General features: G+C 73.8%; 21 protein-coding genes. 7 read left to right on the top strand and 14 right to left on the bottom strand.

Going from position 1 to position 22,244, the window contains the following annotated elements; all coding sequences use genetic code 11:
- Positions 1-88: 88 nt before the first annotated feature.
- Positions 89-1,003, bottom strand: coding sequence for a 5'/3'-nucleotidase SurE (gene surE, locus ACFWB8_RS27845; RefSeq protein ID WP_385232789.1), 915 nt, complete (start codon positions 1,001-1,003; stop codon positions 89-91).
- A 59-nt stretch (positions 1,004-1,062) separates the two neighbouring features.
- The gene (locus ACFWB8_RS27840; protein WP_385232786.1) at positions 1,063-2,319 is read right to left on the bottom strand and encodes an MFS transporter; all 1,257 of its coding nucleotides are present in this window, start codon (positions 2,317-2,319) and stop codon (positions 1,063-1,065) included.
- An 833-nt stretch (positions 2,320-3,152) separates the two neighbouring features.
- Here ACFWB8_RS27840 and ACFWB8_RS27835 point away from each other — a divergent pair.
- The 3 genes from ACFWB8_RS27835 (at position 3,153) to ACFWB8_RS27825 (ending at position 6,567) form a co-directional block, all read left to right on the top strand.
- Positions 3,153-3,779, top strand: coding sequence for a phosphatase PAP2 family protein (locus tag ACFWB8_RS27835; RefSeq protein ID WP_385232783.1), 627 nt, complete (start codon positions 3,153-3,155; stop codon positions 3,777-3,779).
- 99 nt (positions 3,780-3,878) lie between these two features.
- The gene (locus tag ACFWB8_RS27830) at positions 3,879-5,486 is read left to right on the top strand and encodes a carboxylesterase/lipase family protein (RefSeq protein ID WP_385232780.1); all 1,608 of its coding nucleotides are present in this window, start codon (positions 3,879-3,881) and stop codon (positions 5,484-5,486) included.
- A 73-nt stretch (positions 5,487-5,559) separates the two neighbouring features.
- Positions 5,560-6,567 (top strand): LacI family DNA-binding transcriptional regulator, encoded by a 1,008-nt coding sequence (locus ACFWB8_RS27825; RefSeq protein WP_385232777.1) that lies wholly within the window; start codon positions 5,560-5,562, stop codon positions 6,565-6,567.
- Positions 6,568-6,618: 51 nt separating this feature from the next.
- Here the strand turns inward: ACFWB8_RS27825 and ACFWB8_RS27820 are convergent, their stop codons facing one another.
- Complete coding sequence (locus tag ACFWB8_RS27820) at positions 6,619-7,491, bottom strand: phosphatase PAP2 family protein (RefSeq protein WP_385232774.1); 873 nt, start codon at positions 7,489-7,491, stop codon at positions 6,619-6,621.
- A gap of 117 nt (positions 7,492-7,608) precedes the next feature.
- Positions 7,609-8,580, bottom strand: a complete 972-nt coding sequence (locus ACFWB8_RS27815; RefSeq protein ID WP_385232771.1) for an alpha/beta hydrolase fold domain-containing protein — start codon at positions 8,578-8,580, stop codon at positions 7,609-7,611.
- A 239-nt stretch (positions 8,581-8,819) separates the two neighbouring features.
- Between ACFWB8_RS27815 and ACFWB8_RS27810 the strand changes: the two genes are divergently transcribed.
- Positions 8,820-9,353 (top strand): ATP-binding protein, encoded by a 534-nt coding sequence (locus ACFWB8_RS27810; RefSeq protein ID WP_385232768.1) that lies wholly within the window; start codon positions 8,820-8,822, stop codon positions 9,351-9,353.
- A 70-nt stretch (positions 9,354-9,423) separates the two neighbouring features.
- Here the strand turns inward: ACFWB8_RS27810 and ACFWB8_RS27805 are convergent, their stop codons facing one another.
- From ACFWB8_RS27805 to ACFWB8_RS27785, 5 genes are all read right to left on the bottom strand, one after another.
- Positions 9,424-10,458: a zinc-dependent alcohol dehydrogenase family protein gene (locus ACFWB8_RS27805; protein WP_385232765.1), complete on the bottom strand. Its 1,035-nt coding sequence runs from the start codon at positions 10,456-10,458 to the stop codon at positions 9,424-9,426.
- Positions 10,459-10,495: 37 nt separating this feature from the next.
- Positions 10,496-11,191 (bottom strand): class I SAM-dependent methyltransferase, encoded by a 696-nt coding sequence (locus ACFWB8_RS27800; RefSeq protein WP_385232762.1) that lies wholly within the window; start codon positions 11,189-11,191, stop codon positions 10,496-10,498.
- The gene (locus ACFWB8_RS27795; RefSeq protein WP_385232759.1) at positions 11,188-12,069 is read right to left on the bottom strand and encodes a DMT family transporter; all 882 of its coding nucleotides are present in this window, start codon (positions 12,067-12,069) and stop codon (positions 11,188-11,190) included. Before ACFWB8_RS27795 ends, ACFWB8_RS27800 begins: the two co-directional genes overlap by 4 nt.
- Positions 12,070-12,150: 81 nt before the next feature.
- On the bottom strand, positions 12,151-12,939 hold the full coding sequence (locus tag ACFWB8_RS27790) for a RimK family alpha-L-glutamate ligase (RefSeq protein ID WP_385232756.1): 789 nt from the start codon (positions 12,937-12,939) through the stop codon (positions 12,151-12,153).
- Positions 12,936-13,916, bottom strand: a complete 981-nt coding sequence (locus tag ACFWB8_RS27785) for a RimK family alpha-L-glutamate ligase (protein ID WP_385232753.1) — start codon at positions 13,914-13,916, stop codon at positions 12,936-12,938. Before ACFWB8_RS27785 ends, ACFWB8_RS27790 begins: the two co-directional genes overlap by 4 nt.
- A gap of 181 nt (positions 13,917-14,097) precedes the next feature.
- Here ACFWB8_RS27785 and ACFWB8_RS27780 point away from each other — a divergent pair, with 181 nt between their 5' ends.
- The gene (locus tag ACFWB8_RS27780) at positions 14,098-14,829 is read left to right on the top strand and encodes a hypothetical protein (protein ID WP_385232750.1); all 732 of its coding nucleotides are present in this window, start codon (positions 14,098-14,100) and stop codon (positions 14,827-14,829) included.
- Positions 14,830-15,275: 446 nt separating this feature from the next.
- On the opposite strand, the gene ACFWB8_RS27775 is transcribed toward ACFWB8_RS27780, so the two are convergent.
- From ACFWB8_RS27775 to ACFWB8_RS27765, 3 genes are all read right to left on the bottom strand, one after another.
- Positions 15,276-16,004 carry a zf-HC2 domain-containing protein gene (locus ACFWB8_RS27775; protein WP_385232747.1) on the bottom strand — a complete coding sequence of 243 codons (729 nt, stop codon included), beginning with the start codon at positions 16,002-16,004 and terminating at the stop codon, positions 15,276-15,278.
- On the bottom strand, positions 16,001-16,591 hold the full coding sequence (locus tag ACFWB8_RS27770) for a sigma-70 family RNA polymerase sigma factor (protein WP_385232744.1): 591 nt from the start codon (positions 16,589-16,591) through the stop codon (positions 16,001-16,003). Before ACFWB8_RS27770 ends, ACFWB8_RS27775 begins: the two co-directional genes overlap by 4 nt.
- Before the next feature lie 110 nt (positions 16,592-16,701).
- Complete coding sequence (locus tag ACFWB8_RS27765; protein WP_385232741.1) at positions 16,702-17,697, bottom strand: DUF1996 domain-containing protein; 996 nt, start codon at positions 17,695-17,697, stop codon at positions 16,702-16,704.
- A gap of 160 nt (positions 17,698-17,857) precedes the next feature.
- Here ACFWB8_RS27765 and ACFWB8_RS27760 point away from each other — a divergent pair, with 160 nt between their 5' ends.
- A complete protein-coding gene (locus ACFWB8_RS27760) occupies positions 17,858-18,607 on the top strand; it encodes a DUF1838 family protein (RefSeq protein ID WP_385232738.1) in 750 nt (249 codons plus the stop codon).
- On the opposite strand, the gene ACFWB8_RS27755 is transcribed toward ACFWB8_RS27760, so the two are convergent.
- Both ACFWB8_RS27755 and ACFWB8_RS27750 read right to left on the bottom strand, forming a co-directional pair.
- The gene (locus ACFWB8_RS27755; RefSeq protein ID WP_385232801.1) at positions 18,604-19,428 is read right to left on the bottom strand and encodes an alpha/beta fold hydrolase; all 825 of its coding nucleotides are present in this window, start codon (positions 19,426-19,428) and stop codon (positions 18,604-18,606) included. The genes ACFWB8_RS27760 and ACFWB8_RS27755 overlap by 4 nt on opposite strands.
- Positions 19,428-20,012: a TetR/AcrR family transcriptional regulator gene (locus ACFWB8_RS27750; RefSeq protein WP_385232735.1), complete on the bottom strand. Its 585-nt coding sequence runs from the start codon at positions 20,010-20,012 to the stop codon at positions 19,428-19,430. The genes ACFWB8_RS27755 and ACFWB8_RS27750 overlap by 1 nt, the downstream gene beginning before the upstream one ends.
- 445 nt (positions 20,013-20,457) lie before the next feature.
- On the opposite strand from ACFWB8_RS27750, the gene ACFWB8_RS27745 reads away from it, so the two are divergent.
- Positions 20,458-22,227 (top strand): S8 family serine peptidase, encoded by a 1,770-nt coding sequence (locus ACFWB8_RS27745; protein WP_385232798.1) that lies wholly within the window; start codon positions 20,458-20,460, stop codon positions 22,225-22,227.
- Positions 22,228-22,244 lie beyond the last annotated feature (17 nt).

The following is a 22,244-nucleotide window of genomic DNA, read 5'->3' as shown; positions in this document are numbered from 1 at the left end:
TTCACTAGACTCGGGTGGGGGTGGGGGGGGGGCTGGGGGGGTGGGCGCCGGGGGCCCCGCCCCCCCCGCCCCCCCCCGGCCGGGGAGGCTACGGGCGCAGTCCCGAGAGCAGTGCGGAAGTGACCGCGAAATCGGCCGGCCCCGTGTTCCAGTCGGCGTTCATCGGGCTGACGGCGATCCGGTCGGCGCTCACCGCCTCCACGTCACCGCCCTTCGCGGCGGGCTGGACGCTCAGCCGTACGCTCACCTTCCACGTGCCGTCACCGGAGTCGGTGAAGTCGGGGCGCAGCGGTGCCTGCGGATCCTGGAAGGTCGAGGCGACACCACGGGCGACGCCCTTGCCGTCGGCGCCGATGACCGGGTGGTTGACGTTCAGGCCGACGCCCTTCGGCAGCAGCGGACCGCTGCGGGCGCGCGTCCTCAGCCGGTCGATCAGCTTGACCGCGAAGTCGACGGTGGGATCCATGGCGTTGACCGTGGCGACCGGATCGGGGACGGCGAGCCCGCCCGTGCTCAGCGCGATGGCCGGCACCCCGTACTCGAGCGCGGCGACGGCGCCGCCGATCGTGCCGGAGTGGGTGGCGAGGGAGGCGAGGTTCGGCCCGAAGTTGGTGCCGGAGACGACGAGGTCGGGGGCGCGGCCCTCGAACACCTCGGCCAGACCGAAGGCCACCGAGTCGCCGGGGGTGCCGTCCACCGCCCAGACCTTCGGCTCGGGGTGCTGGACGGCGATGGCGGGAGCGCTCGCCATCTTCGTGCCGGTGCCGCTCTGGTTGGTGAGCGGGGCGACGATGGTGACGTCGTGCCCGGCGGCGGTCAGGCGGGCGAAAGCCTTGCGGATGCCGGGCGCGTTGTAGCCGTCGTCGTTGGTGAGCAGGATCCGCAGCGGCGCCGACGGCGCTGCGGGCGCGGTCTGCGGGGCGGCGGCGGCCCGTGTCGTACCGGCGAGGGCCGGCGTACACAGCATCAGTGCGGCCAGTGGCAGAACTCGCTTGTGTCTCACGGAGTGCTCCTTCGGAGGGATGCAGGGGTGGGTGGGTGTGAGGAGTGGGGGAGCGGGGATCAGCGCACGCTGCGGATCGGGAGGATGGCGAGCGCTCCGATCAGCGAGAGGGCGCCGCCGGCCAGGAAGAGCGGGGTGTATCCGCCCAGCCCGGTGACGATCGCGGAGGCGACGAACGGGGCGATGATCTGCGGCCCGGCGTTCGCGACGTTGAGGACGCCCATGTCGCGGGCGGCGTCCTCGGCCCGGGGGAGGACCAGGGTGACCAGCGCGGTGTCCACCGCCATGAAGCAGCCGAAGGCGAGGCCGTTGAGCGCGCTGAAGACGAGCATGCCGGTCCAGGTCGGGCTGACCACGGGCACCGCCATGACGAGCCCGGCCAGGGCGGCGGAGACGCCGACGAAGACCTTGCGGCGGTTCCAGCGGTCGGAGAGCAGCCCGCCCACGACGGTGGAGAGGGCCATCGCGACCATCGACACGGGGGTGAGGGCCGCCATCGCGGAGGCCGGGGAGAGACCGCCGGGCAGGGCGATGTGGTCGTCGAGGATGTACAGCTGGTACCCGACGACGGAGAAGTAGCCGAGGACCATGAGGGCGCGGCCTATGAAGGCCCAGCGGAAGTCGTGGTGGGCCAAGGAGGAGAGGAACGCTGCCAGTTGGGCGCCCTTGGGCCGGGCGGCGGGGGCCGGGGCCGGCTCGGTGCGGGGCAGGTCGCGGCAGAAGGCCGTCAGCAGCATCGCGGCCGCGGCGACGATCGCGCCGAAGACGAGGTAGCCGGTGCGCAGGTGGTCGACGGTCTGCGAGGCGACGAGCACGCCGACCGTGCCGCCGATCGGCAGACCCAGCCCGACGAGGGCGGACGCGGTGCCGCGGCGGACCGCGGGGACGCGGTCGGGGACGATCGCGGTGACGGCGGCCTGGTAGATGTTCATGGTCGCCTGGATCAGGCACCAGCCGATGCCGACGAGCAGCGCGGTGGTGACGCTGCCGAGGAAGGCGAGGCCGGCGAGCGAGGCGAGGGCGCCGCCGAGGATCCAGGGGCTGCGGCGTCCGGTGCGGTCGGAGAGGGCTCCGGCGATGGGGTTGAAGGCGGTCGCGAAGATCGCGCTGATACCGCCGATGAGGCCGAGGACGGCGACCTTGTCATCGGGGGCGATCGCGGCGATCTGGGTGGGCAGGAGGACGGATCCGACACCCATGTAGACCGCCATCATCGCGGAGTTGGCGACGAGCAGCAGGGGCAGGAGCCCGCGCTGGCGGGGCGGTTGCGGGGCCGGCGGGGCGGCGGGCGGGTCGGTGATCTCGTTCGTGGCCATGACGACTCCTCGGGGGACGGAGCGGGGAGAACGCGGGGGAGGCGGGGGAGGTGGCAGCGGTGTCGCGGCCCGGGCTGCGGACTTGATGTTGTTACACGTGTCACCAGCGGCGCTGGACACTGTGTAGCACCCATTCGGGGGCTCCGCCAGGGCTTGCGGGGAGTCGTTATGCAGATCGTGACCGAGGGGTGAATGCCTGGTGGGGCACGTGTAACCACCTGTTTGCAGCCACTGACCAGGGCAATCCCGTCTCGAAACCCTCTTGCTCTTGTGGCGGCGGTCACGCTTCCGCAATACTCCGTCGCGCCGGCTCTGCCACCGTCGGGGTGCGTGGCACCCCGGCGCGGCTCGCACCCCCTGGCCATCGCCGGGAGGGGTGTGTCGCGGGCGTTGCCGTACGGGCTGGCGCCTCGCCCGGTGGTCCGCAGTGTGGCGGGCCTGCTCGGAGCGCCCCGGCCCGGCCGCCCACCCCGCCCGCGGCTTCGGTGCGCCGAGTTCCGGCGCTCCGCGTCATTCGTGCCCGTCTTCCCCCTGTTCCGCGTCCCCTGTTCCGCGTCGACCGTTCCGCGTCCCCTGTTCCGCGTTCCGCGTCGACCGTTCCGTTCCGGGTCGCGGCGCTCCGTGGGGCTGGGCAGCGCTACCGCGGTTCCGCTCCGCGTCCACCGTCACCGTCCCAGTCCCGGGTTGCTCCGCTCCGCGTTTCCCCGCGCGTCCCCAGTGCCGGGAGCCTTCGCGAAAGGTCCGCCATGTACTCCTCGCCCTCCGCCGCCCCGCCGCGGCCCTCGCGGCCGCCCCGGCACCACGTTCCTGCGGCGCCGCCTCGGCATGCGGTCGTGTCCGGATCCGCTCTGCTGCTCGGCTCGTTGGTGACCGGGTTGCTGCTGTCCGGCGGGGGAGTCCCGTTCTTCCAGGGGGTCGACGACCGGTGGGCCGCCTGGGTGATCGGTTCGCCGCGCGGGGCCGCCGCCACCTTCGCCACACTGCTCGACCGGCTGGGCGGCCCCCTCGGCACGGTGCTGCCGCTCGCGCTGATCGGCTGCCTCTGCGTCTACGGGCGCTGGCGGTCGGCACTGTTCGTCTTCTCCGCCGCCATCGGCGCCGACCTCCTGCTGGTCCTGCCCCTCAAGCAGCTCGTCGACCGGCCCCGTCCGCCGCATCCGTGGGTCCTGGTCAACGACGGCTCGTTCCCCTCGGGGCAGGTCTTCAGCGCCGTCACCCTGGTGATCGCCGCCGCAGTGGTGCTCTTCCCGCCGCGCGCCCGCCGCTGGTGGTGGCTGCCCGGGGGTGCGTACGTGCTCGCCATGATGTGGAGCCGTACCTGGCTGCACGCCCAGTGGCTCAGCGACACCCTCGCCGGGGCCCTCGCGGGCGGCGGCGTCTGCCTGCTGCTGTGGCGGGTGTTCGCGCGCCTGCTGGAGGCCGAGGCGGAGCGCGCCGCCTCGAACAGTCTGTGGCTCTGAGCGGAGGAATATCGCGAATCATTGACGGTCGCATAATTTACGCCATAATCTCGATCGGGTCGGCGTGCGTCCGACGCGCCGCCCAGGAAGGATTTGCGCATGGCTCACAACCCAGGCCCGGACCCCACGGTGGTGGAACTGCCCGCAGGTCGGCTGCGCGGTGCGATCGAGAACGGGGTCGCCGTGTTCCGGGCCGTCCCGTACGCCCTGCCCCCGGTCGGCGAGCTCCGCTGGCGACCCGCGCAGCCGCACCCCGGCTGGAGCGGTACGCGCGATGCCACCGCCGACGGCCCCAGCGCGCCGCAGATGTACATGGACGGCGGCGACCCCGTCCTCGGTGGACACGGGTCGCCGCCGTTCGACGAGGACTGCCTGACCCTCAACGTCTGGACCCCCGCGACCCCTGCGGCCCCTGCGACCCCCGAGGCCGCCGCACCCGACGCGGCTCCCCGCCCGGTGCTCGTCTGGATCCACGGCGGAGGCTTCGTCTCGGGTTCCGGATCGCTGCCGAACTACTCCGGCGAGACCTTCGCACGCGATGGCGACCTCGTCGTGGTGAGCGTCAACTACCGTATCGGGGCTCTTGGTTACCTCGCTCTCGACGTCGAGGACGGGGGCTGCAACCACTGGCTCACCGACCAGCTGGCCGCCCTGCGCTGGGTGCAGGAGAACATCGCCGCCTTCGGCGGAGACCCGGACGCCGTCACCGTCGCCGGCCAGTCCGGCGGCGCCATGTCCACCGCGGCCCTCGCGGGCCACCCGCAGGCCCCGGGGCTGATGCGCCGCGTGATCCTGCAGAGCCCGCCCTTCGGCCTGGACCTCCCCGACCCCGAGGGCTGCCGGGAGCGCACCGGCGCCTACCTGGAGATCGCCGGCGCCAAGACCGTCGAGGAGCTCCGCGCCCTGCCCTGGCCCGCGCTGGCCGGCGTCACCGGAAGCCTCTTCGCGCTGACGACGCGCTGGGGCTACTGGCCGACGCCCTTCCTGCCCGTGATCGACGGTGCGGCCGTCGCCCGCCACCCGGCGCAATCCCTGCTCCACGGCGCCGCGGCCGACATCGACGTGATGATCGGGTGGACGCGGGAGGAGGCCAACTTCGGCTTCGCCCTGGACCCGGGCCACGCCGCCGCCACCCGGGAGCAGGTGACCGACCGGATCGCGGACACCTTCGGTACCGAAGCCGCCCCCGAGGCGTACGCCGCGTACGAGCGCACCCGGCCGGGTGCGCGTCCGGCCGACGTGCTCATGGACCTCATCACGGACGAGCTGTTCCGGGTCCCCGCCGTCCGGCTCGCGGAGCGGAGGGCGGAGTCGGGCCGCCCCGTCTGGGCCTACCAGTTCGATCTCCCCACCCCTGCCCTCGACGGCCGGCTCGGCGCCGCGCACTGCCTCGAACTGCCCTTCGTCTTCGCGAACTTCGACCAGTGGTCGCACGCCCCCTTCCTGGCCGGCCTCGCCCCCGCGACCCGCGACGGCCTCGCGCACACCATGCACGAGGCGTGGATCGCCTTCGTCCGCACCGGCGACCCGAACCACCCGGCCATGCCGCGGTGGGACCCGTACGAGAAGGACACGCGCACCACGATGCGCTTCGACTCCGTCGTCGCGGCCCTCGGCGATCTCGCCGGACCCTCGCGCCGGCTGCACGAGTCGGCCGGCCGGGCGGCCGCCCCAGGGGCCGGGGCCGACGGCGCTGACCAGGAGTGATCCGGCCCCCGTGATCTAACTCGTGTAACCTGGATGCGAAGGCGTCGGTCGGCCACAGGGAGACGAGGACCACATGCCCAGGCAGACACGCACCCCCGCGACGATCACCAGCGCAGACGTGGCCCGGCTGGCGGGGGTGTCACGCGCCACCGTCTCCTTCGTGCTCAACGACACCCAGGGCCACCGCGTCAGCGCCGCCACCCGCGCCCGGGTGCTCGACGCTGCCGCGCAGCTCGGCTACGTCCCGCACGCCGCCGCCCGCTCCCTGCGCGCCGGCCGCAGCAACCTCGTCCTGATGCCCGCGTCGATCTCCGCGTTCGGCCGCCTCGCCAGCGACTGGGTGGACGACCTGAACACCGAACTGGACCGTCTCGGCTACACGGCGGTCCTCCACGCGGGCCGCTTCGCCGACCCGCTCGAGGCCGCCCGCGCCTGGGCCGAACTGCGCCCGGCGGCCGTCATCGCCCTGGACGGCGACCACTTCACCGCCCAGGCCGCCGAACTCCTGCGCCGCGCCGGCGTACGCGCTCTGCTGGCCTTCAGCGCCCGCCCCGTCCCGGACGTCCTCACCATCGGCTTCGACCACGCCCGCATCGGCGCGACCGCGGCCGAGCACCTCATCGCCCGCGGCCGGACCAGGATCGGCGTGGTCATGCCGCAGGAGCGCGGCCTCGCCACGCTCGCCGAACCCCGCCTCGCCGGCGCCGAGTCGGTCGCCGCGCGGCACATGGCCACGGTCACGCCGGTGGAGCTCGGCTACACCCGGGAGTCCGCGGCGGCCCTCGCCCGGCGCTGGCCGAGCCTGGGTCTGGACTCGGTCTTCGCCTACAACGACGAGTACGCCGCCCTGCTGCAGTACGCGCTGCGGGCCGAGGGCATCGACGTACCGGATGACGTGGCCCTCGTGGGCTGTGACGACCTGATCCTGTCCGCGCTGCAACAGCCCCCGCTCACCACCGTCCGGCTGGATCTGCCGGCGGCCGCGCAGATCGCACGGGCCCTGCACGAGCTGGTCGAGACCGGGACCACGGAGCCGGTACAGCCCACCGAGGCGGTCCTGGTCCACCGCGGTACGTCCTGAGGGGCCGGGGGAACCCACCCCCCCCCGGCCCCTCAGGCGTCCCGCCGCCGGTCAGTGCCGCGCGGGCTCCGGGGTGTCCGCGGCCGCCCCCCGACGGTCGCGGCCCGCCTCGGGCATCCGGTTCCGTTCCCGCCCGCGTCCCGCTCCGTGCCCTCGTCCCTGTCCCTGTCCTCGGCCCTGTCCCCGTTCCGCTTCCCGGGCCAGCGCGGGGCCGAAGAGCCACCACGCCAGCAGCCCGGCCCCCGCCCCCGCGGCCGCCCCGGCGGCGGTGTCGCTGAGCCAGTGCGCGTGCAGCCACGTACGGCTCCACATCATGGCCAGCGTGAAGGCCGCGCCCCCCGCCCACCAAGCCCGCCGGCGGGCGACCGGCACCAGCAGCGCGCCGACGATCACGACGAGCAGCGCCGCCCCGGCCGCGTGGCCGGACGGGAAGGAGCCGTGGTCCACCCGGACCAGCGGATCCTCCGGGCGCGGCCGGTCCACCAGGTGCTTGAGCCCCTGGACGACGAGCATGTTGCCGACCAGGTAGCCGCCGAGCAGGAACCCCGCCGACACCCAGCGCCCGCGTACGAGCAGGAGCACCAGCAGGGCGAGCGGTACGACGGCCCCGGGTGGCGCGCCGAACCAGTTCAGGGCTGCCGCCACCACGGCGGGGAGCCCGTCGTGGGGACCGCCCGTCCACGACAGCCAGCGGTCGTCGATGCCTTGGAAGGGCGGGTGCGCGGTGTCCGGCCGGACGAGGAGGGCCGACAGCCCGGCGCCCGCGAGGAGCAGCAGCCCGAGTGCGAGCGTGCCCGGGCTCCTCCGCGCGGACGGTGAGGGCGCCGGGGCAGGGGCGGGCGCCGGGGCGGGCGCCGGGGTGGGGAGGGGAGCGGGGGCTGCGGCGCCGGCCCGGCCGCGGGAGGTGACGGGATTCCTGGACATGAGTGCCTCTCGGGGGCCGCACCCGCAGGGGCGGACGCGGCTCGTGGTGATCGACGTACCCGTGGGGGCGCGGCCGGGCCGGCCCCCACGGTGGAACAGGACCGCTCGAACGCCGGGTCAGGCCTTCGCGCCCAGGTGGCGGGCGAGGAACTCGACGCTCTCCCCGACGATCCGCACGATGTCGGGGGAGCCGAGGAATATGTGGTCGGCCCCGTCGACGGGGCGCAGGGTCACCTCGCCCCCGGCACCCGCCAGCGCCTCGGCGAGGAGTTCGCTCTGGCTGTACGGGACCAGCCCGTCGTGCGTGCCGTGGATCAGCAGGAACGGCGGCAGTCCCGGAGCCCCGGCGTACGTGACCGGGCTCGCGGCCCGGGCCAGCGAGGGCCGCTCCGCCTCCGTGCCGCCGAGCAGGGCCTCGTACGGGTCGGGGAACTCGACCGCGGAGGGCATCGGAGGCATGGGGTGGTCGGCCAGGGCGACCAGGTCGGAGACGCCGTACCAGTCCACGACGGCCTGTACGCCGCTCTCGCCGGAGCCCACGCCCTGCGTGCCCTCCAGCAACGCGGCGTCCGCCGTGTCCGGCCCTACGACACCCGCGAGCGCGGCGAGGTGGCCGCCCGCCGACTCGCCCCAGACGCCGATGCGGTCCGGGTCGATGCCGAGGTCGCCGGCGTGCGCGCGGACGTAGCGGATCGCGGCCTTCACGTCGTGCAGCTGGGCGGGGAAGGGGGCCTCGAGGCTGTGCCGGTAGTCGATGGAGACGAGCGCGAGCCCGGCGGCCAGGACGGAGCCGTGCAGCAGTTCCACGGGCACGGTCGGCGGCGGGTAGCGGCGGTCGCCCTCCAGCCAGCCGCCGCCGTGGATCCAGACGACCGCGGGGAAGGGGCCCTCGCCGGCGGGCAGCCGTACGTCGAGCAGGCGGGGGCGGTAGCCGGGCGTGGTGGCGTACGTGATGCCGTCGAAGTGGCGTACCCCGTGCTCGTCCGTCACGGCCGGTACGGGGGGTCGGTAGGGCGGGGGCGGCCAGGTCATGTCGGCCGGGTCGGGGAGCCCGGGGACACCGGGCGTGGTGGGAGGAGATTGCGTCATTGCGGCCCTTCCGATTCGGCGCGGCCGCGGGGGCCGGCGGGTCCGGTGCGGGCCCAGGCTTCGTAACGTTTGTCCGAAATGCTTGCGCGGGCACCGGGAGAGGCTTAACGTGTTACACGTGTAATCACAACTCTAGCGACGCATTTCCGCTGACCACAAGCCCGCATCCAGTCGGACTTCCGGGACAGTTACTCGAGACAGCAGGCGGCGCGTCGCCCTCCTCCCTCTGGGAGCACGCCATGTACACCACCACCGTCACCCACCCCGCGACCCCGATGGCCGTCCTGACTGGCGCTGTCGACCCGGTCGGTCCGGTCGACCCGGTCGGTCTGGTCGTTACGCCGGCCCCGGCCGCCGAGGCCCCGGCCCGGGTCTTCGCGCGCTGGACCGCCGAGCCCACCGCGGCCACGGTGCCGCTGCTGAGGGCCCGTGTCCGCGCCCTGCTGGAAGGCTGGGAGGTCGCCGACGACACCGCGGGCGTCCTGCTGCTGGCCGTCAGCGAGCTCGTCGCGAACGTCGTCCTGCACGCGGCCGCCCCGGGCCGGATGCGCGTCAGTGCCCGCCTCGGCGGCGGCTGGCTGCAACTGGAGGTGGCCGACCGGGCCCCCGGGCTGCCGCGGCTGCCCGACCCCGCCGCCGAGGTCGACCCGGACGACGAGCACGGCCGCGGGCTGCTGATCGTGCGACTGCTCACGGCCGAGGCGGGCGGCCAACTCACCGTCACGGCCGACCGGTTCGGCACCGCGGTCCGGGTGCGCGTACCCGTGGCCTGACCGCCGCGGCCCCGGGGTGTGCCTCAGTCCCGTCTCGGACCAGGTCGGCCCGGGAGCCGGCGCACCGTACTCAGGGGCGGATGATCGTGACCCCGCCGCCCGGGGCCGAACCCATCGCGGCGAGGGCCGCGGGGGCCGCTTCCAGGGGGATCGTGGCGGTGACCAGCAGGTCCGGGCGCAGTGCTCCCGACCGGACCAGCTCCATCATCGGCGGGTAGGCGTGCGCCGCCATCCCGTGGCTGCCGAGGATCTCCAGTTCCCAGCCGATGACCCGTTCCATGGGCAGCACCGCCGCCCCGCCCGCCGCCGGCAGCAGCCCGACCTGTACGTGCCGGCCGCGCCTGCGCAGCCCGGCCACCGAAGCCGCCGCCGTCACCGGCGAACCCAGCGCGTCGAGCGACAACTGCGCGCCCCCGCCGGTCAACTCCCGTACGACGGCGGCCGGATCCTCGGCGGCGCCGTCCACGCAGTGCGCCGCCCCGAACTTCCGCGCCAGGTCCAGCGCGGCGGGCGCCGTGTCGACGGCGATCACGCGGGCCCCGGCCGCCACCGCGATCATCACGGCGGAGAGCCCCACTCCGCCGCAGCCGTACACGCAGACCCACTCGCCCGGCGCCGCCCGTCCCTGTGCGACCACGGCCCGGAAGGCCGTAGCGAACCGGCAGCCCAGGCCGGCCGCCGTCGCGTACGAGAGCTCCTCGGGCACCGCCACCAGATTCACATCGGCGTGCTCCAGGGCCACGTACTCGGCGAAGGACCCCCAGTGCGTGAATCCGGGCTGCGTCTGCCGGGCGCACACCTGGTGCTGCCCGGCCGCGCAGTCGGCGCAACTGCCGCAGGCGCAGACGAACGGTACGGTGACCCGGTCCCCGGGCCGCCAGTTGGCGACCCCGGGCCCCACCGCCTCGACCACGCCGGCCAGTTCGTGCCCCGGGACGTGCGGCAGCACGATGTCCGGGTCGTGCCCCATCCAGCCGTGCCAGTCGCTCCGGCACAGCCCCGTGGCCTCGACCCGCACCACGACCCCGCCGGGGCCCGGACGGGGGTCCGGCACCTCCCGGACGTCGGCCTGCTCGCCGTACCGTTCGAAGACCACCGCGCGCACGCCGTCCACCTTCCGCTCGACCAGCCCCCGCCTCACGCTAGTCGTTGCGCCACACCAGCGTGTAGCGCCAGAACAGCCGACGCCGCAGCCGCGCGCCGGGCAGCACGGTGCGGGCCGTGCTCGTGATCTCCGTGAAGGTCATGCTCGCGGGCCGCGTCGGGGCGGTCATGGAGACCGGCCGGACGTGCACCGCGCGGCCCTTGTTCCTGATCCAGCCCATGGCGAGGTTCATGGGAATGGCGGCCGCGCCGAGCAGGTGGTCGCCCGGTGTGTCCGCGCGGGCGAGGCCCACGATCACCAGGGTTCCGCCGGGGGCCACGTGCTTGCGGAAGGCGTTCAGGGCCTCGGCGAACGGGAGATGGTGCACGGTGGCCACGCAGGTGAGGGCGTCGAAGGACAGCGGCGGTATGCCGGCGGGCGCCGTCGCGACGTCGAAGGCGATCCGCCCCGGGGCGGCGCCCGGGCCGGCGGTTGCGGCTGCGGCCGCGGCTTCGGTCAGCTCCCGGGCCCGGTCCACGATGGCCGGGTCGGCATCGATCCCGTGCACGGCGTCGGCGCGCACGGCCAGTCGCCGGACCAGATCGCCGGTGCCGCAGCCCACGTCCAGCGCCCGTTCGACGCGCCGGGGGAGTTGGCGCAGGATCCACCGGTGGTAGTGGGCGTTGTGGTCCCACGGGTGCGCGGCGTTGAAACGTTCGAGCGCCCCGAGGAGGCGTTGCGGCAGGCTCTTCATGTCGCCAGTCCACCAGACCCCGCCTCCTGTTCGGCGGGCGGGATCCGGGCCATGGCCAGGACGCCGGCGCAGATCAGCGCCACGCCCAGCAGTTGGGGCAGCAGCCACCAGCCCGTGCGCAGGTCCTCCTCGTACAGCAGCACGCCCAGCGCCACGCTGACCGTCGCGTCGCCCAGCGTCAGCGCGGGCTGCGAGGCGACCAGCGGGCCGCCCTGCATGGCGTGTTCGAGCATCAGCAGCGCGCAGATGCCCGTGGCGGCGAAGGCGTACGTCTGCCAGGCGGTCAGGAACGCCCCGAGCCCGTCGTCGGTGAGGACGAACACGGCCGACTTCATCAGGCCGGCGGTGAGCGCGTAGCAGACGGCGGTGGCCGCGCCGAAGCAGCCCGCCCGGGCGCGGCCCGGCCCCCGCCGCAGCCCGGCCCAGGCCAGCAGCGCCACCGCGGCCCCACAGGCGGCCAGCGCCGGCAGCCACCGGTCGAGCGGTACGTGCGTACGGTTCCCGGACGGCGACGCGGCGGCCATCGCCACGCCGAGGCCGAGCACCACGGCCGCCACCGCCCGCCACAGCGCCGCCGGCAGCGGCCGCCGCACCGCCAGCGAGGCGATCAGCAGCGCGAGCGGCAGCTCCAGTACGAACAGCGGCTGTACGAGGGCCAGCGGACCGGTCGCCAGCGCGGCTGCCTGCCCCACCCCGGCGGCGATCACGGCCACGATGCCCGCGACCCACACCGGCCGCCGCATCAGATCCAGTACCAGCCCCGGCCGGAACCCGTCGCTCTGCGGCACGGTGAGAGCGGCCCGCCGCTGGAGCACGGTGGCCAGGGCATTGCTGAGCGCCGCGAACAGCGCGAAGAGGACCGGCGCGACGATGCCCATCCCCCGATCCTCCCCGCGCCCGCCACCCCCGCGCCGCGGCGACACCAGGCGTCTCCCCCGTCCGGTCCTCGGCCGCCGGCTCTACGCCTCGGCGGCCCGGCCGAGGGTCAGTTCCGCCAGGGTCTCGGGGGCGCCCGGCTGGTCGCGGATGCCGGGGAAGGCGTTGATGTCGACGATCAGGGGGGTGCCGTCGGCCGTGGCGATGATGTCCACGCCGTAGACGTCCAGGGCGAACACCTCGCCGACCCGCAGGGTCAGCTCGGCCCAGCCCGGCGGGGGCTGAGGGAGGGGGAGGGTCGGGCCGCGGCCCTCGGGGGAGAGCTCGGAGCGGCGCAGGGCGGCGAAGACGCGGTCCCCGATCGCCCAGAGCTTGTGGTCCCAGCCGCTGTTGGGCGCGAACTCCTGGACCACCACCGGCTCGTCCGGCCAGCCCTCCGCCAGGGACCGGAGCCCCCCGGTGTCGTCGGCGCGGGCGACCAGGTCCTGCCGGCGGCTGTGGCGGCTCTTGACGACCACGGGGGAGCGGAGCGAGGTTCCCGCGGCCCACGCGGCGAGCGCGTCGAAGGTACGGGTCGCCGCGAACGGCAGCCCGGCCCGCACGGCCAGCTCCGCCATCTGCGTCCGGTCCTGGCACAGCGTGGTCGCGGCTGCGGAGTTGACCACCGGCGCCCCGCGCCGTTCCAGCTCCCGCGCGAGGACCAGCGCCCGCGGGGTGTGTGCCTTCAGCAGGTATACGTCGGCCAGTGCCCGCCCGGCGCCGTCCGGCGTGCCCGGATCCACCACCTCCACCCGGTGCTCCGCGGTGAGCAGCGCGGTGGCCGCCGACAGCAGTGGGTGCCCGGGGTTGTCGGTGATCAGGCCGATCCTCATCCGCCGTCCCCCGCCCCCGCCGCGACCTGGAGCGGGATGCCCCCCGGCAGGCCCTGCTGACGGGGGAGTACCGCGGGCTGCGGGCCGGCCGGGACACCCGCGCCTCCCGAGACGCCTCCCGAGACGCCTCCCGAGACGCCGCCCGTGTCTCGCGCGCCCCCCGATCCGCCGGTCCGCGCCAGTTCCAGCACCGCCCGGGCCACCCGCGCCGCCGCGTCCGGCACCTGACGGAAGCTCGGGAAGTCGTTCACGTCCACCACCACCGGCCCGTCGGGGCCCAGCAGTACGTCCACCCCGTACAGGTCCAGCCCGTACACCGCCCCGACCTGCGCGGCGATGGCGGCCACCTCGGCCGACAGCGGCACCCGGCGCTCCTTCACCGAGGAGTCCGGATGCAGCGGGGAGCAGCGTTCGGTGGCGAAGAGCTCCCCGCCGACCCCGTACACCTTGATGTCGGTGCCCGGGTTCGGGACGTACGGCTGGGCGATCAGCATGCCCTCGCCGGCCAGTTCCGGGAGCATCGCCGCCAGCCGCTCCGGCGAGGACACCAGGTGCACGCCCCGCCCGGAGCTGCCGTCGGCGGGCTTGACGACCAGCGGGTACTCGCCGGCGGGGATCTCCGCCAGCAGTTCCGGCCGGGCGGCGGCGTAGGTCGGCGGCAGCGGCAGCCCCCGGCCGCGGCCGATGGCGGCGGCCAGCGCCTTGTCCCGTACGCCCCGGATCGAGCGGGCGTCGTTGACCGTGGTCATCCCGGCTGCCGCGGCCGCTTCGAGCAGCGTCAGCCCGGGGCCGCCGGAGACCGTCTTGAGCACCCAGGCGTCATGGGTGCCCGCACCCATCACCTCGGCCATGCGCAGCAGTGAACCGCCGGGGCGCACCACATCCACCTGGTGGCCCCAGGCCAGGAGCTGTCGGACCACCTCGTTCGGCATGCCGTCGCGGCGGTAGTGCTCCTCCACCAGGAAGCAGAGCCTCATCGACCTTCCCCAAGTTCCCCGGTCGTCCGCCGATCCCGTCCGGCGAGTTGTGACGTCACAGGATGTCATGGACCGCAATGTGATGATCGGTCCACGACCTCGGCGGTAAGCAGCGGTAAGCAGCGGGTAAGCGGCGGTAATTCGGATGTGGCGCCGATCCGGGGGCTGCTACGTTCACCGCGTGCCGAAGCTGAATCAGATCATCGCAGTGGAAAAGGGCGTCAAGTCCAAGTCCCTCCAGGAGCTCACCCAGGCTCATCACGACGTCCAGAAGCCCGCCCTGCTGGCCGGGATCTCGCGGACGTACCAGCCCAAGGACGAGGAGGGCGAGCAGCTGCCGCCCGAGTCCACGCGGGTGCAGGTCAAGGCCGAGGACGTGCTGAGGGCCATGGCGGGGACGCTGACGCGGCTGTTCGACGTGACCGCGACGAAGGACTGGGCGAACCGCTCGGCCGCCGCGGACGTCGTCGTGGACGGGGCGGTCCTGCTGGCGCAGGTGCCCGTACCGTACCTGCTCTTCCTGGAGAAGCAGCTCACGGACATGCACACCTTCGTGCGCAAGCTGCCGGTGCTGGACGCCTCCGAGTCCTGGAACCTGGACCCGTCCACGGACTCCTGGAAGACGGAGCCGGTGCGGACGATCCGGACGAAGAAGGTGCCGCGCAACCACGTCAAGGCCGAGGCCACGGAGAAGCATCCGGCGCAGGTCGAGGTGTACTACGAGGACGTCCCCGTCGGGTACTGGACGACCGTGAAGTTCTCCGGCGCACTGCCGGCCCGGCGGGTGAACGAACTGCTCGACCGCGTGGAGAAGCTCCAGCAGGCCGTCAAGTTCGCCCGCGAGGAGGCCAACAACACCGAGGTCACCGACCAGCGGGTCGGCGACGCGGTGTTCGGCTACCTGTTCAGGTAGCCCCGTGATCGCCCCCGTGCGAGCGGGGGTGCGCGAGAGCGCAAGCTGAAACTGATGTTGAAGCTGACAAGGGGTGTCAGATGGGGGTTCAAATCCCTCCCCCGGCACTACGAGCCGGGGTGGCCCAAGCCTGGCAGAGGCGGCCCCGTAAAACTCAGATTCTCGCTCCAGTCTCAGTATTCGCCGCCGAACACCGGATCGACCGAGCGCGGACGAACATCGACGGATGGGGGTTCAAGTCCCTCCTGCGCCTCTTCTCGTGGCGCGGTAGTTCAAAGGCAGAACACGTCGATCTCACACTGATCCGCGACTCTTAAAAGCCGCCGGTGTGCGCAATTGGGTGGCAAGCAGGGGCCCGGGAGCTGGACATGCTCCCGGGCCCTGTCACGTTGCCGCGTTGCCGCGTTGTCGCCGTGCCGCCTAGCCGCGTTCCCGTCCTCGCTCGGCTAGACGGGTACGGACACGAACTGCAGCCCCGCCTCGTTCTCGACGAGGATCGCCTGGACGTCTCCCGGGTCCACCGCCGCCGTACCGTCCAGTGCCGCGCCCTTGGACTCGCCGTTCCCCTGGCTGCCCACGACCCAGCCGCCCGCGGTGGTGCGCGTGCCGTCGCGGGAGACCACCACCAGCCGGCACCGCTGGCCCGCAGGTACTCCCGCGACCGCCGCGTGCACCCGTACCCACTTCGCGGCCGGGGTCACCTGTACGGTCATCCGCGCGCCCGTGCCCGGATCCGTGGCCGAGGCCACCCGCGTCCCGGCAGGCGGTGCGGTCGGCTGCGCCGACACCGTCGGGGACGGCTGCGGGGGCAGGGCCACCGGGCCGCCGTCGCTCCCGCCCCACTGCGCCCCGGCCCAGAACACGGCCGCCATCGAGGCCACCGCGGCCAACCCGGCCACGCCCCGGCGGCGTCGCCGCGCACCGGCCAGCTCGCCCCGCATCTGCCGCAGCGTGCGCTGGAGCAGCAGATCACCGCCCTGCGGCGGCGGCCCGTCGAGGAACGCCTCCGCGGGCACCTCGCCCAACGCGGCCTCCATCTCCCGCAACGCGGTCACCTCCTCCCGGCACTGCACGCAGCCCGCCACGTGCTCCTCGACCCGGTGGACGTCCGCGTCGTCCAGGACGCCGAGAACGTACGGGCCGAGCAGTTCCTCCTCGTGCCGCTGCCCGTTCATGCCACCACCTCCTGCATTCCGGCGGCCTGTTGGGGCGGCCTGCCCGGTCGGTTCGCGCCGGCGCCGTCCTTGAAGACCTGGCGCAGCGCCTTGAGCGCGTAGTGCGAGCGCGATTTCACGGTGCCCGCCGGGATGCCGAGGCTGTCCGCGGCCTCGGCGACGCTGTGCTGGCGGTAGTACAACTCCGTCAGCACGTCGCGGTGTTCCGCGGACAACTGGTCCAGCGCGCCCAGCACGGCCATCGTGTCCACCACGGAATCGGCGTGGTCCGCCTCCACCGGGGGAGTGGCCGGCGAACCGGAGACCTCCGGCGGCCTGGCGGCCTTGGCCCGGTACCGGTCGGTGATGATGTTGCGGGCCACCGTCAGCAGCCAGCCGCGCACGGAGCCCTTTCCGTTGACCAGGACCTCTGAGTGCCGCCAGGCCCGGATCAGGGTCTCCTGTACGACGTCCTCGGCCGCGGCCCGGTCCCCCGTCAGCCGGGCGGCGTACGCGAGCAGGGCGTGGCCGTGCTCCTCGTACACCGACCTGATCAGTGTTTCGTCGGTCGAGCCCCGCCGAGTGCGGGGCCACAGTGGTCCGGCCATCTCACCCTCTCCGTCTTCTTCGCTTGCGTGGTGCGGTCGGAACACGCGCCGTGGACCGGCCCGGTTCACGTGACCCGCGTCACGCGGCCGGCGCTCGACGGTGCGTGCGCTCAAGTACGACAGGCGCGGCCCTCGTTGAGGCAGTCCACGACCTGGGACATCTGCGCTCCGGTCATCACGTTCACGAACATCGCGTGGTCCGTCTTCGGGCTGTGCCGCTGCTCGGGGAAGGAGTCGAGCGCGACGGGCACGCCCGGGGGCACCTCGTAGCCGAGGGAGACGCGCAGCTCGGGCACCGGGAAGGTGCCCTGCGGGCAGACCCCGTTCTCCGCCGGGAAGCGCAGGTGCGAGCGGTGCCCGGGACTGGCGGTGTCGAGGCCGTTCCAGCAGCTGGGGAAGACGAGCGTACGGGTGACGCGGTCGCCCCGGGGGCAGCGCGGGTAGCGGGTGGTGGACCGGTCGGGGAAGCCCGAACAGCCCCAGCGGGCCCGGACGTCGGCGTCGCTGCCGGCCGTGTACGCCACCGCGTCTCCGGTCATCGCGCGCAGGAACCGGGGCATCGGCACCACCTTGCTCACCGGGTTGCCGCGGAACTCCACGGATACCGAGGCTTCGGGCAGGATCTCGCCCGTGTTGCCGTGCCCGGCCGAGCCCTCGTGCGGGCGCGCGCCGGGCCGGTCCAGCCGGCGCAGCACCGGCCAGTAGTACGTCGAACGGTCCCCGCCCCGGCAGCTCGTGGCGGCCGCGTCGAGGGAGGCCTCGTCGGACATCGCGTCCGTGGACAGGTTGCCGACGTACGCGTGCGTGTGGTGGGCGCCCGAGCGCAGCCCCGGCGACACCACCAGGTTGTCCTCGTTGTAGTGCCCCTCCTCGCCCCGGCCGCAGTCCACCGAGACCGAGCCCGCCGAGGCGTCGGGCCCGGCCGCCCGGGCCACCTCCGCTCCGCGCGGGACGTCGCGTATGTCCACGCGGTCACCGGGCGCGGGGTGCGCTGGGTGCGCGCCCGCCCGCGGACCCGCTGCCCGCGCCCCGAGCACGGCGGCGGTGAGTCCGCCGCCCAGGACCAGGCAGATGAGCAGCGTGAGCAGTCGGTGTTCGTTCCCCATGCCGATCACGGTTGCCGGTGGCCGCCGCAGCCGTCAACCTGGCGTCCGCGGAGCGGGCACCGCCCCGGCCGTGCGACCGCCGTGAATGCGCCGCGGCGCCGCACGTGTTGGCCATGCCGGTCCTTGCCGGGGCGGACGCGGACGGCGCAGAGTACGCGGTATGACTCCCGCCGAACTGCTCCATGCCCTCGCCCGGACCCGAGCCTCGCTCGACGGCGACGAGGTGACCTTCTGGTGGACGGGCGACGTGTACTCCTGGGCCCCGGGGGAGCCCTACCAGCGGCTGTTCGGCTTCGAGGGGATCAACGTGGCCCGGCTGCTGGCCCCCGCGGACGAGCCGCCGGGCACGTACCAGCTCCTCACCCGGGAAGCCGCGTTCTACCTCGACCCGCAGACCCGCGCGATCCTGGAGACCTGGCGGGACGAGCCGGTGATCCACGTGTGGAACGACCCGGCCAACCAGAGGTGGCGGCCGTTCCCGGTCCCCATGACGGAGCTCGGCGATCAGGTCTGCTTCAGCCTGGAGGTCCCGCTCGCCTACCCCTCGCCGCTGCCGGTCGCGGACTTCCCCGAAAACTCGGCGGACGACACCTACCGGGCACTGGAGATGTTCCAGTTCTTCGCCCCCGCGTCCGTCCTCACCACCGACGCGCCCAGTGTCCCGTCGACCATGTCGTGGACGCGGATGTCCCCGTGGCTTCCCTGGATGGCACAGGGCCAGCGGCCCGGCGGGCTGACCTTCCACTGCCGGGGCCGCAAACTGTCCTCGTACGCCGAGGTCCCCGAGCGCACGCGCGCGTACGTCGCCGCCCACCACCCGGAGTTCGCCCACGCCCCGGAGAAGTGGAGCGAACCGAACGAGACGAGCTGGACCTACTTCCGCAAACTCGCCTCCCCGCCGCACAGCTAGACCAGCAGGCCGGCCAGCTTCTCGGCGTACTCCCCGGGGTACTCGGTGCAGCCGACGTGCCCGCCGGGGAACTCCACCAGTTCGCTGCCGAGCAGTTCGGCGAGCCGCGCGGCCGGACCGTACAGCGGCGCCGCCCTGCGCGAGTCCCGCCCGGCGGCCAGCAGCAGCCGGTCCGCCGAGCCGCGCAGGGCGGTGACGTCGGGCACGGTCGTGGTGAACGCGCAGAGCACGTGCTCCAGGAAGACCGGCATGTTGGCGAGCATCCGGGGGAGCATCTCGGCGATGTCCGCCGGCAGTTCGCCCGCCCGCTCCGCGGGCCGTTCCCCCAGCCCCTCGGCGAAGTGCGCCATCGCGGCCTCGACCCCCCGCTCGCGGAGCGTCCCGCGCACCTCGGCGAAGAGCCGCCGGTGCGGTGCGGGGTCCGCGAGGACCTCCACGAGCGGCGGCTCGTGCGCGACGACGCGGCGCAGCCGCCCGGGGTGGCGGGCCAGCAGGTCCAGTGCGACGACGGCGCCCGAGCTGCAGCCGAAGACGTACGCGGGCTCGTGCGGGGAGAGCAGTTCGAGCAGCCGGTGCGCGTCGTCGCTCCACACCTCGACCCGTTGGTCGGAGAGCGGGCCGTCCAGCGGGCTGCGGGACAGGGCGCGCGGGTCGTAGGAGACCACGGTGTAACGGGCGGCGAGGGCGGGTGCCATGCCCTCGAACAGGCCGGCGTCCGCGCCGCCACCGGGGATCAGCAGCAGGAGCGGGCCGCTGCCGCGCTTCTCGTAGCGCAGGGTGGCTCCGGGCACCTTCAGCGTGCCGGTCCGGACGCGGGTCATCATGTGCTCCCATCGGGTCGGGGCGGCCAGTTCTCCAGGACCGCGTGGAGGGCGTCGAGCGAGCGCGACCAGGACTCCCGTACGTCGCGGGAGTGTCCGAAGCCGCCGCTCAGCTCCAGGTGGACGTAGCCGTGGAAGGTGCTGCGCAGCAGGCGGCCCGCGTCCGTCAGGTCCGGCTCGGTGAGCCCGTAGGCGCGGAGCATGCCGTAGGTCAGCTCGACGCTGCGGCGAAAGCCGACGGAGTCGGCCACGTCCTCTGCCTCGAGCCGCATCTGGGTCGCCGCGTAACGGCCGGGGTGCGCGAGGGCGTACTCCCGGTACGCGTCGGCGAATGCCACCAGGGCGTCCTTGCCGGCGCGGCCCGCCACGGCGGCCGCGATGTCCGCGGTCATCTCCTCGGAGGCCAGCAGCGCGATCCGCACGCGCAGTTCCCTCAGGTTGCGCACGTGCGAGTACAGGCTCGCGTCCTTGACCCCGAACTGCCGCGCCAGCGCGGACAGGCCGACCTTGTCGAGCCCGGACTCGTCCGCCATCGCGGCGGCCGCTTCCGTCAGCCGGGCGACCGTGATCCCTGCGCGCACCATGCTGTCCCTCCTCCTAGTATCTCTAGGCGGAAAGCTAGAGCTCTAGGTTGTGTCGCGCAACGGCCTTCGGCGCGGAGCGCCCCTCGGGGGGTGCCCCAGGGGGCGGACAAGGGTTTTCCCCGTATCGCGTTCATCCCGGCGTTGCCTACTGTCTGCCCACCGGCGATCTTCCCCGGCCCAACTGCCCGCGTACCAACCCCACATGGTGCGAAGCAGAACGGCAGGGTTCCTCGTCGGCACGCCGCTGCCCCGCCCCGACGTCGCGGCCGGGGCAGCGAGGCGAGCAGCGGTGGCCGGGGCGGGTTCGACCAGCCCGTCCCGGCGCCGTGGTCGCCGACACACCTCCCACACTGCACAAAACCGGCCGCTCCGGCCTGCCCGGAACCGGCCCGCGAAGGGGAACACTGTGCACGCACCCAGACGTAGGCTCATATCCGTGGTGGCGATGTCCGTCACCCTGCTCGCCGGCTCCGCCACCACCGCCATGGCGCTGGCCACCGCGGACCCCGCCCCCGCCGCCGCGACGGCCGCGACCGCGGCCGCCCCGGTCGAGAACCTGATCGTCGGATACAAGTCCTCGGCGACCGAGGCCAGCTCCAACGACGCGGCCTCCGCCGACGCCGCCGCCAAGGGCAAGAAGGCGGGCAAGAAGGGCGCCGACAAGACCCGGTTCGAGCGCCGCCTCGGCACCGGAGCCGCCCTCGTCACCCTCGGCGCTCCCCTCGCCGCCGCCGACGCGGCCGACGTGATGGCCCAGTTCCGCGCCGACCCGGACGTCGCGTACGTCGAGCCGGACTCCCGCGCCTACGCGCTGGCCACCCCGAACGACACCGAGTACGCCAAGCAGTGGGACCTCTTCGAGCCCACCGCCGGCATGAACGTCCCCGCCGCCTGGGACAAGACCACCGGCAGCGGCGTCACCGTCGCCGTGATCGACACCGGCTACGTCGCCCACTCGGACGTCGCCCCGAACGTCGTCGCCGGCTACGACTTCATCAGCAGTTCCACCGCCGCCCGTGACGGCAACGGCCGCGACAACAACCCGGCCGACCAGGGCGACTGGAGCGCGGCCGGCGAGTGCGGCACCGGCTCCACGGCCAGCAACTCCTCCTGGCACGGCACCCACGTCGCGGGCACCATCGCGGCCGCGACCAACAACGGCAAGGGCGTCGCGGGCATCGCGTACAACGCGAAGATCCAGCCCGTCCGCGTGCTCGGCAAGTGCGGCGGTGCCACCTCGGACATCGTCGACGCCATCACCTGGGCCTCCGGCGGCTCCGTCGCGGGCGTCCCGGCGAACGCCACCCCCGCCAAGGTGATCAACATGTCCCTCGGTGGCTCGGGCGCCTGCACCGCCACCTACCAGAACGCCATCAACGCCGCCGTCGCCCGCGGTACGACCGTCGTCGTCGCGGCCGGCAACAGCAACGCCGACGCGGCCGGTTTCTCGCCCGCGAGCTGCAACAACGTCATCAACGTGGCCGCCACCAACCGCACGGGCGACCGCTCCTTCTACTCCAACTTCGGCGCCATCATCGACGTCGCCGCCCCGGGCGGTGAGACCCGCCGCGCCACCGACACGCCCGGCACCGTCACCACCCCGGAGAACGGCATCCTCTCCTCGCTGAACGGTGGCACCACCACCCCCGGCGCCGAGATCTACAAGCCGTACCAGGGCACCAGCATGGCCGCCCCGCACGTCGCGGGCCTCGCCGCGCTCCTCGTGGCCGCCAAGCCCTCGCTCACCCCGGCGCAGGTCGAGTCGGCCGTCAAGACCAGCGCCCGCCCGCTCGCCGGCACGTGCACCGGCGGCTGCGGCGCCGGCCTCGCCGACGCGGCCGCCGCGGTGACCGCCGTGACCTCGACCCCGACCACGCCGGCCTTCGAGAACACCGCGGACTTCGCCATCGGTGACAACACCACCGTGGAGAGCCCGATCACCGTCAGCGGGGTCAGCGGCAACGCCCCGGCCACCCTCAAGGTCGGCGTGAAGATCGTCCACACCTACATCGGTGACCTGAAGGTGGACCTCGTCGCCCCCGACGGCACCGTGTACACGGTGCACAACCGCGCCGGCGGGAGCACCGACAACATCAACCAGGAGTACACCGTGAACGCCTCCTCGGAGCTCGCGAACGGCACCTGGAAGCTGCGCGTGAACGACAACGCCGGCGGTGACACCGGCTACGTCGACTCCTGGAGCCTCGGCTTCTGAGCCGGCCGCAGGCCCGC

It is taken from the genome of Streptomyces sp. NPDC060031 (assembly GCF_042736805.1).
Lineage (GTDB): Bacteria > Actinomycetota > Actinomycetes > Streptomycetales > Streptomycetaceae > Streptomyces.
Note: the sequence above shows the minus strand (reverse complement) of the source record. Positions and strands in the feature narration are given on the sequence as shown.

Coding starts and splice junctions, on each gene's coding strand:
- ACFWB8_RS27840 (WP_385232786.1), bottom strand. CDS start 2,319: ATGGCCACGAACGAGATCACCGACCCGCCCGCCGCCCCGCCGGCCCCG.
- ACFWB8_RS27830 (WP_385232780.1), top strand. CDS start 3,879: ATGGCTCACAACCCAGGCCCGGACCCCACGGTGGTGGAACTGCCCGCA.
- ACFWB8_RS27825 (WP_385232777.1), top strand. CDS start 5,560: ATGCCCAGGCAGACACGCACCCCCGCGACGATCACCAGCGCAGACGTG.
- ACFWB8_RS27820 (WP_385232774.1), bottom strand. CDS start 7,491: ATGTCCAGGAATCCCGTCACCTCCCGCGGCCGGGCCGGCGCCGCAGCC.
- ACFWB8_RS27815 (WP_385232771.1), bottom strand. CDS start 8,580: ATGACGCAATCTCCTCCCACCACGCCCGGTGTCCCCGGGCTCCCCGAC.
- ACFWB8_RS27810 (WP_385232768.1), top strand. CDS start 8,820: ATGTACACCACCACCGTCACCCACCCCGCGACCCCGATGGCCGTCCTG.
- ACFWB8_RS27800 (WP_385232762.1), bottom strand. CDS start 11,191: ATGAAGAGCCTGCCGCAACGCCTCCTCGGGGCGCTCGAACGTTTCAAC.
- ACFWB8_RS27795 (WP_385232759.1), bottom strand. CDS start 12,069: ATGGGCATCGTCGCGCCGGTCCTCTTCGCGCTGTTCGCGGCGCTCAGC.
- ACFWB8_RS27790 (WP_385232756.1), bottom strand. CDS start 12,939: ATGAGGATCGGCCTGATCACCGACAACCCCGGGCACCCACTGCTGTCG.
- ACFWB8_RS27785 (WP_385232753.1), bottom strand. CDS start 13,916: ATGAGGCTCTGCTTCCTGGTGGAGGAGCACTACCGCCGCGACGGCATG.
- ACFWB8_RS27775 (WP_385232747.1), bottom strand. CDS start 16,004: ATGAACGGGCAGCGGCACGAGGAGGAACTGCTCGGCCCGTACGTTCTC.
- ACFWB8_RS27770 (WP_385232744.1), bottom strand. CDS start 16,591: ATGGCCGGACCACTGTGGCCCCGCACTCGGCGGGGCTCGACCGACGAA.
- ACFWB8_RS27765 (WP_385232741.1), bottom strand. CDS start 17,697: ATGGGGAACGAACACCGACTGCTCACGCTGCTCATCTGCCTGGTCCTG.
- ACFWB8_RS27760 (WP_385232738.1), top strand. CDS start 17,858: ATGACTCCCGCCGAACTGCTCCATGCCCTCGCCCGGACCCGAGCCTCG.
- ACFWB8_RS27755 (WP_385232801.1), bottom strand. CDS start 19,428: ATGACCCGCGTCCGGACCGGCACGCTGAAGGTGCCCGGAGCCACCCTG.
- ACFWB8_RS27750 (WP_385232735.1), bottom strand. CDS start 20,012: ATGGTGCGCGCAGGGATCACGGTCGCCCGGCTGACGGAAGCGGCCGCC.
- ACFWB8_RS27745 (WP_385232798.1), top strand. CDS start 20,458: ATGTCCGTCACCCTGCTCGCCGGCTCCGCCACCACCGCCATGGCGCTG.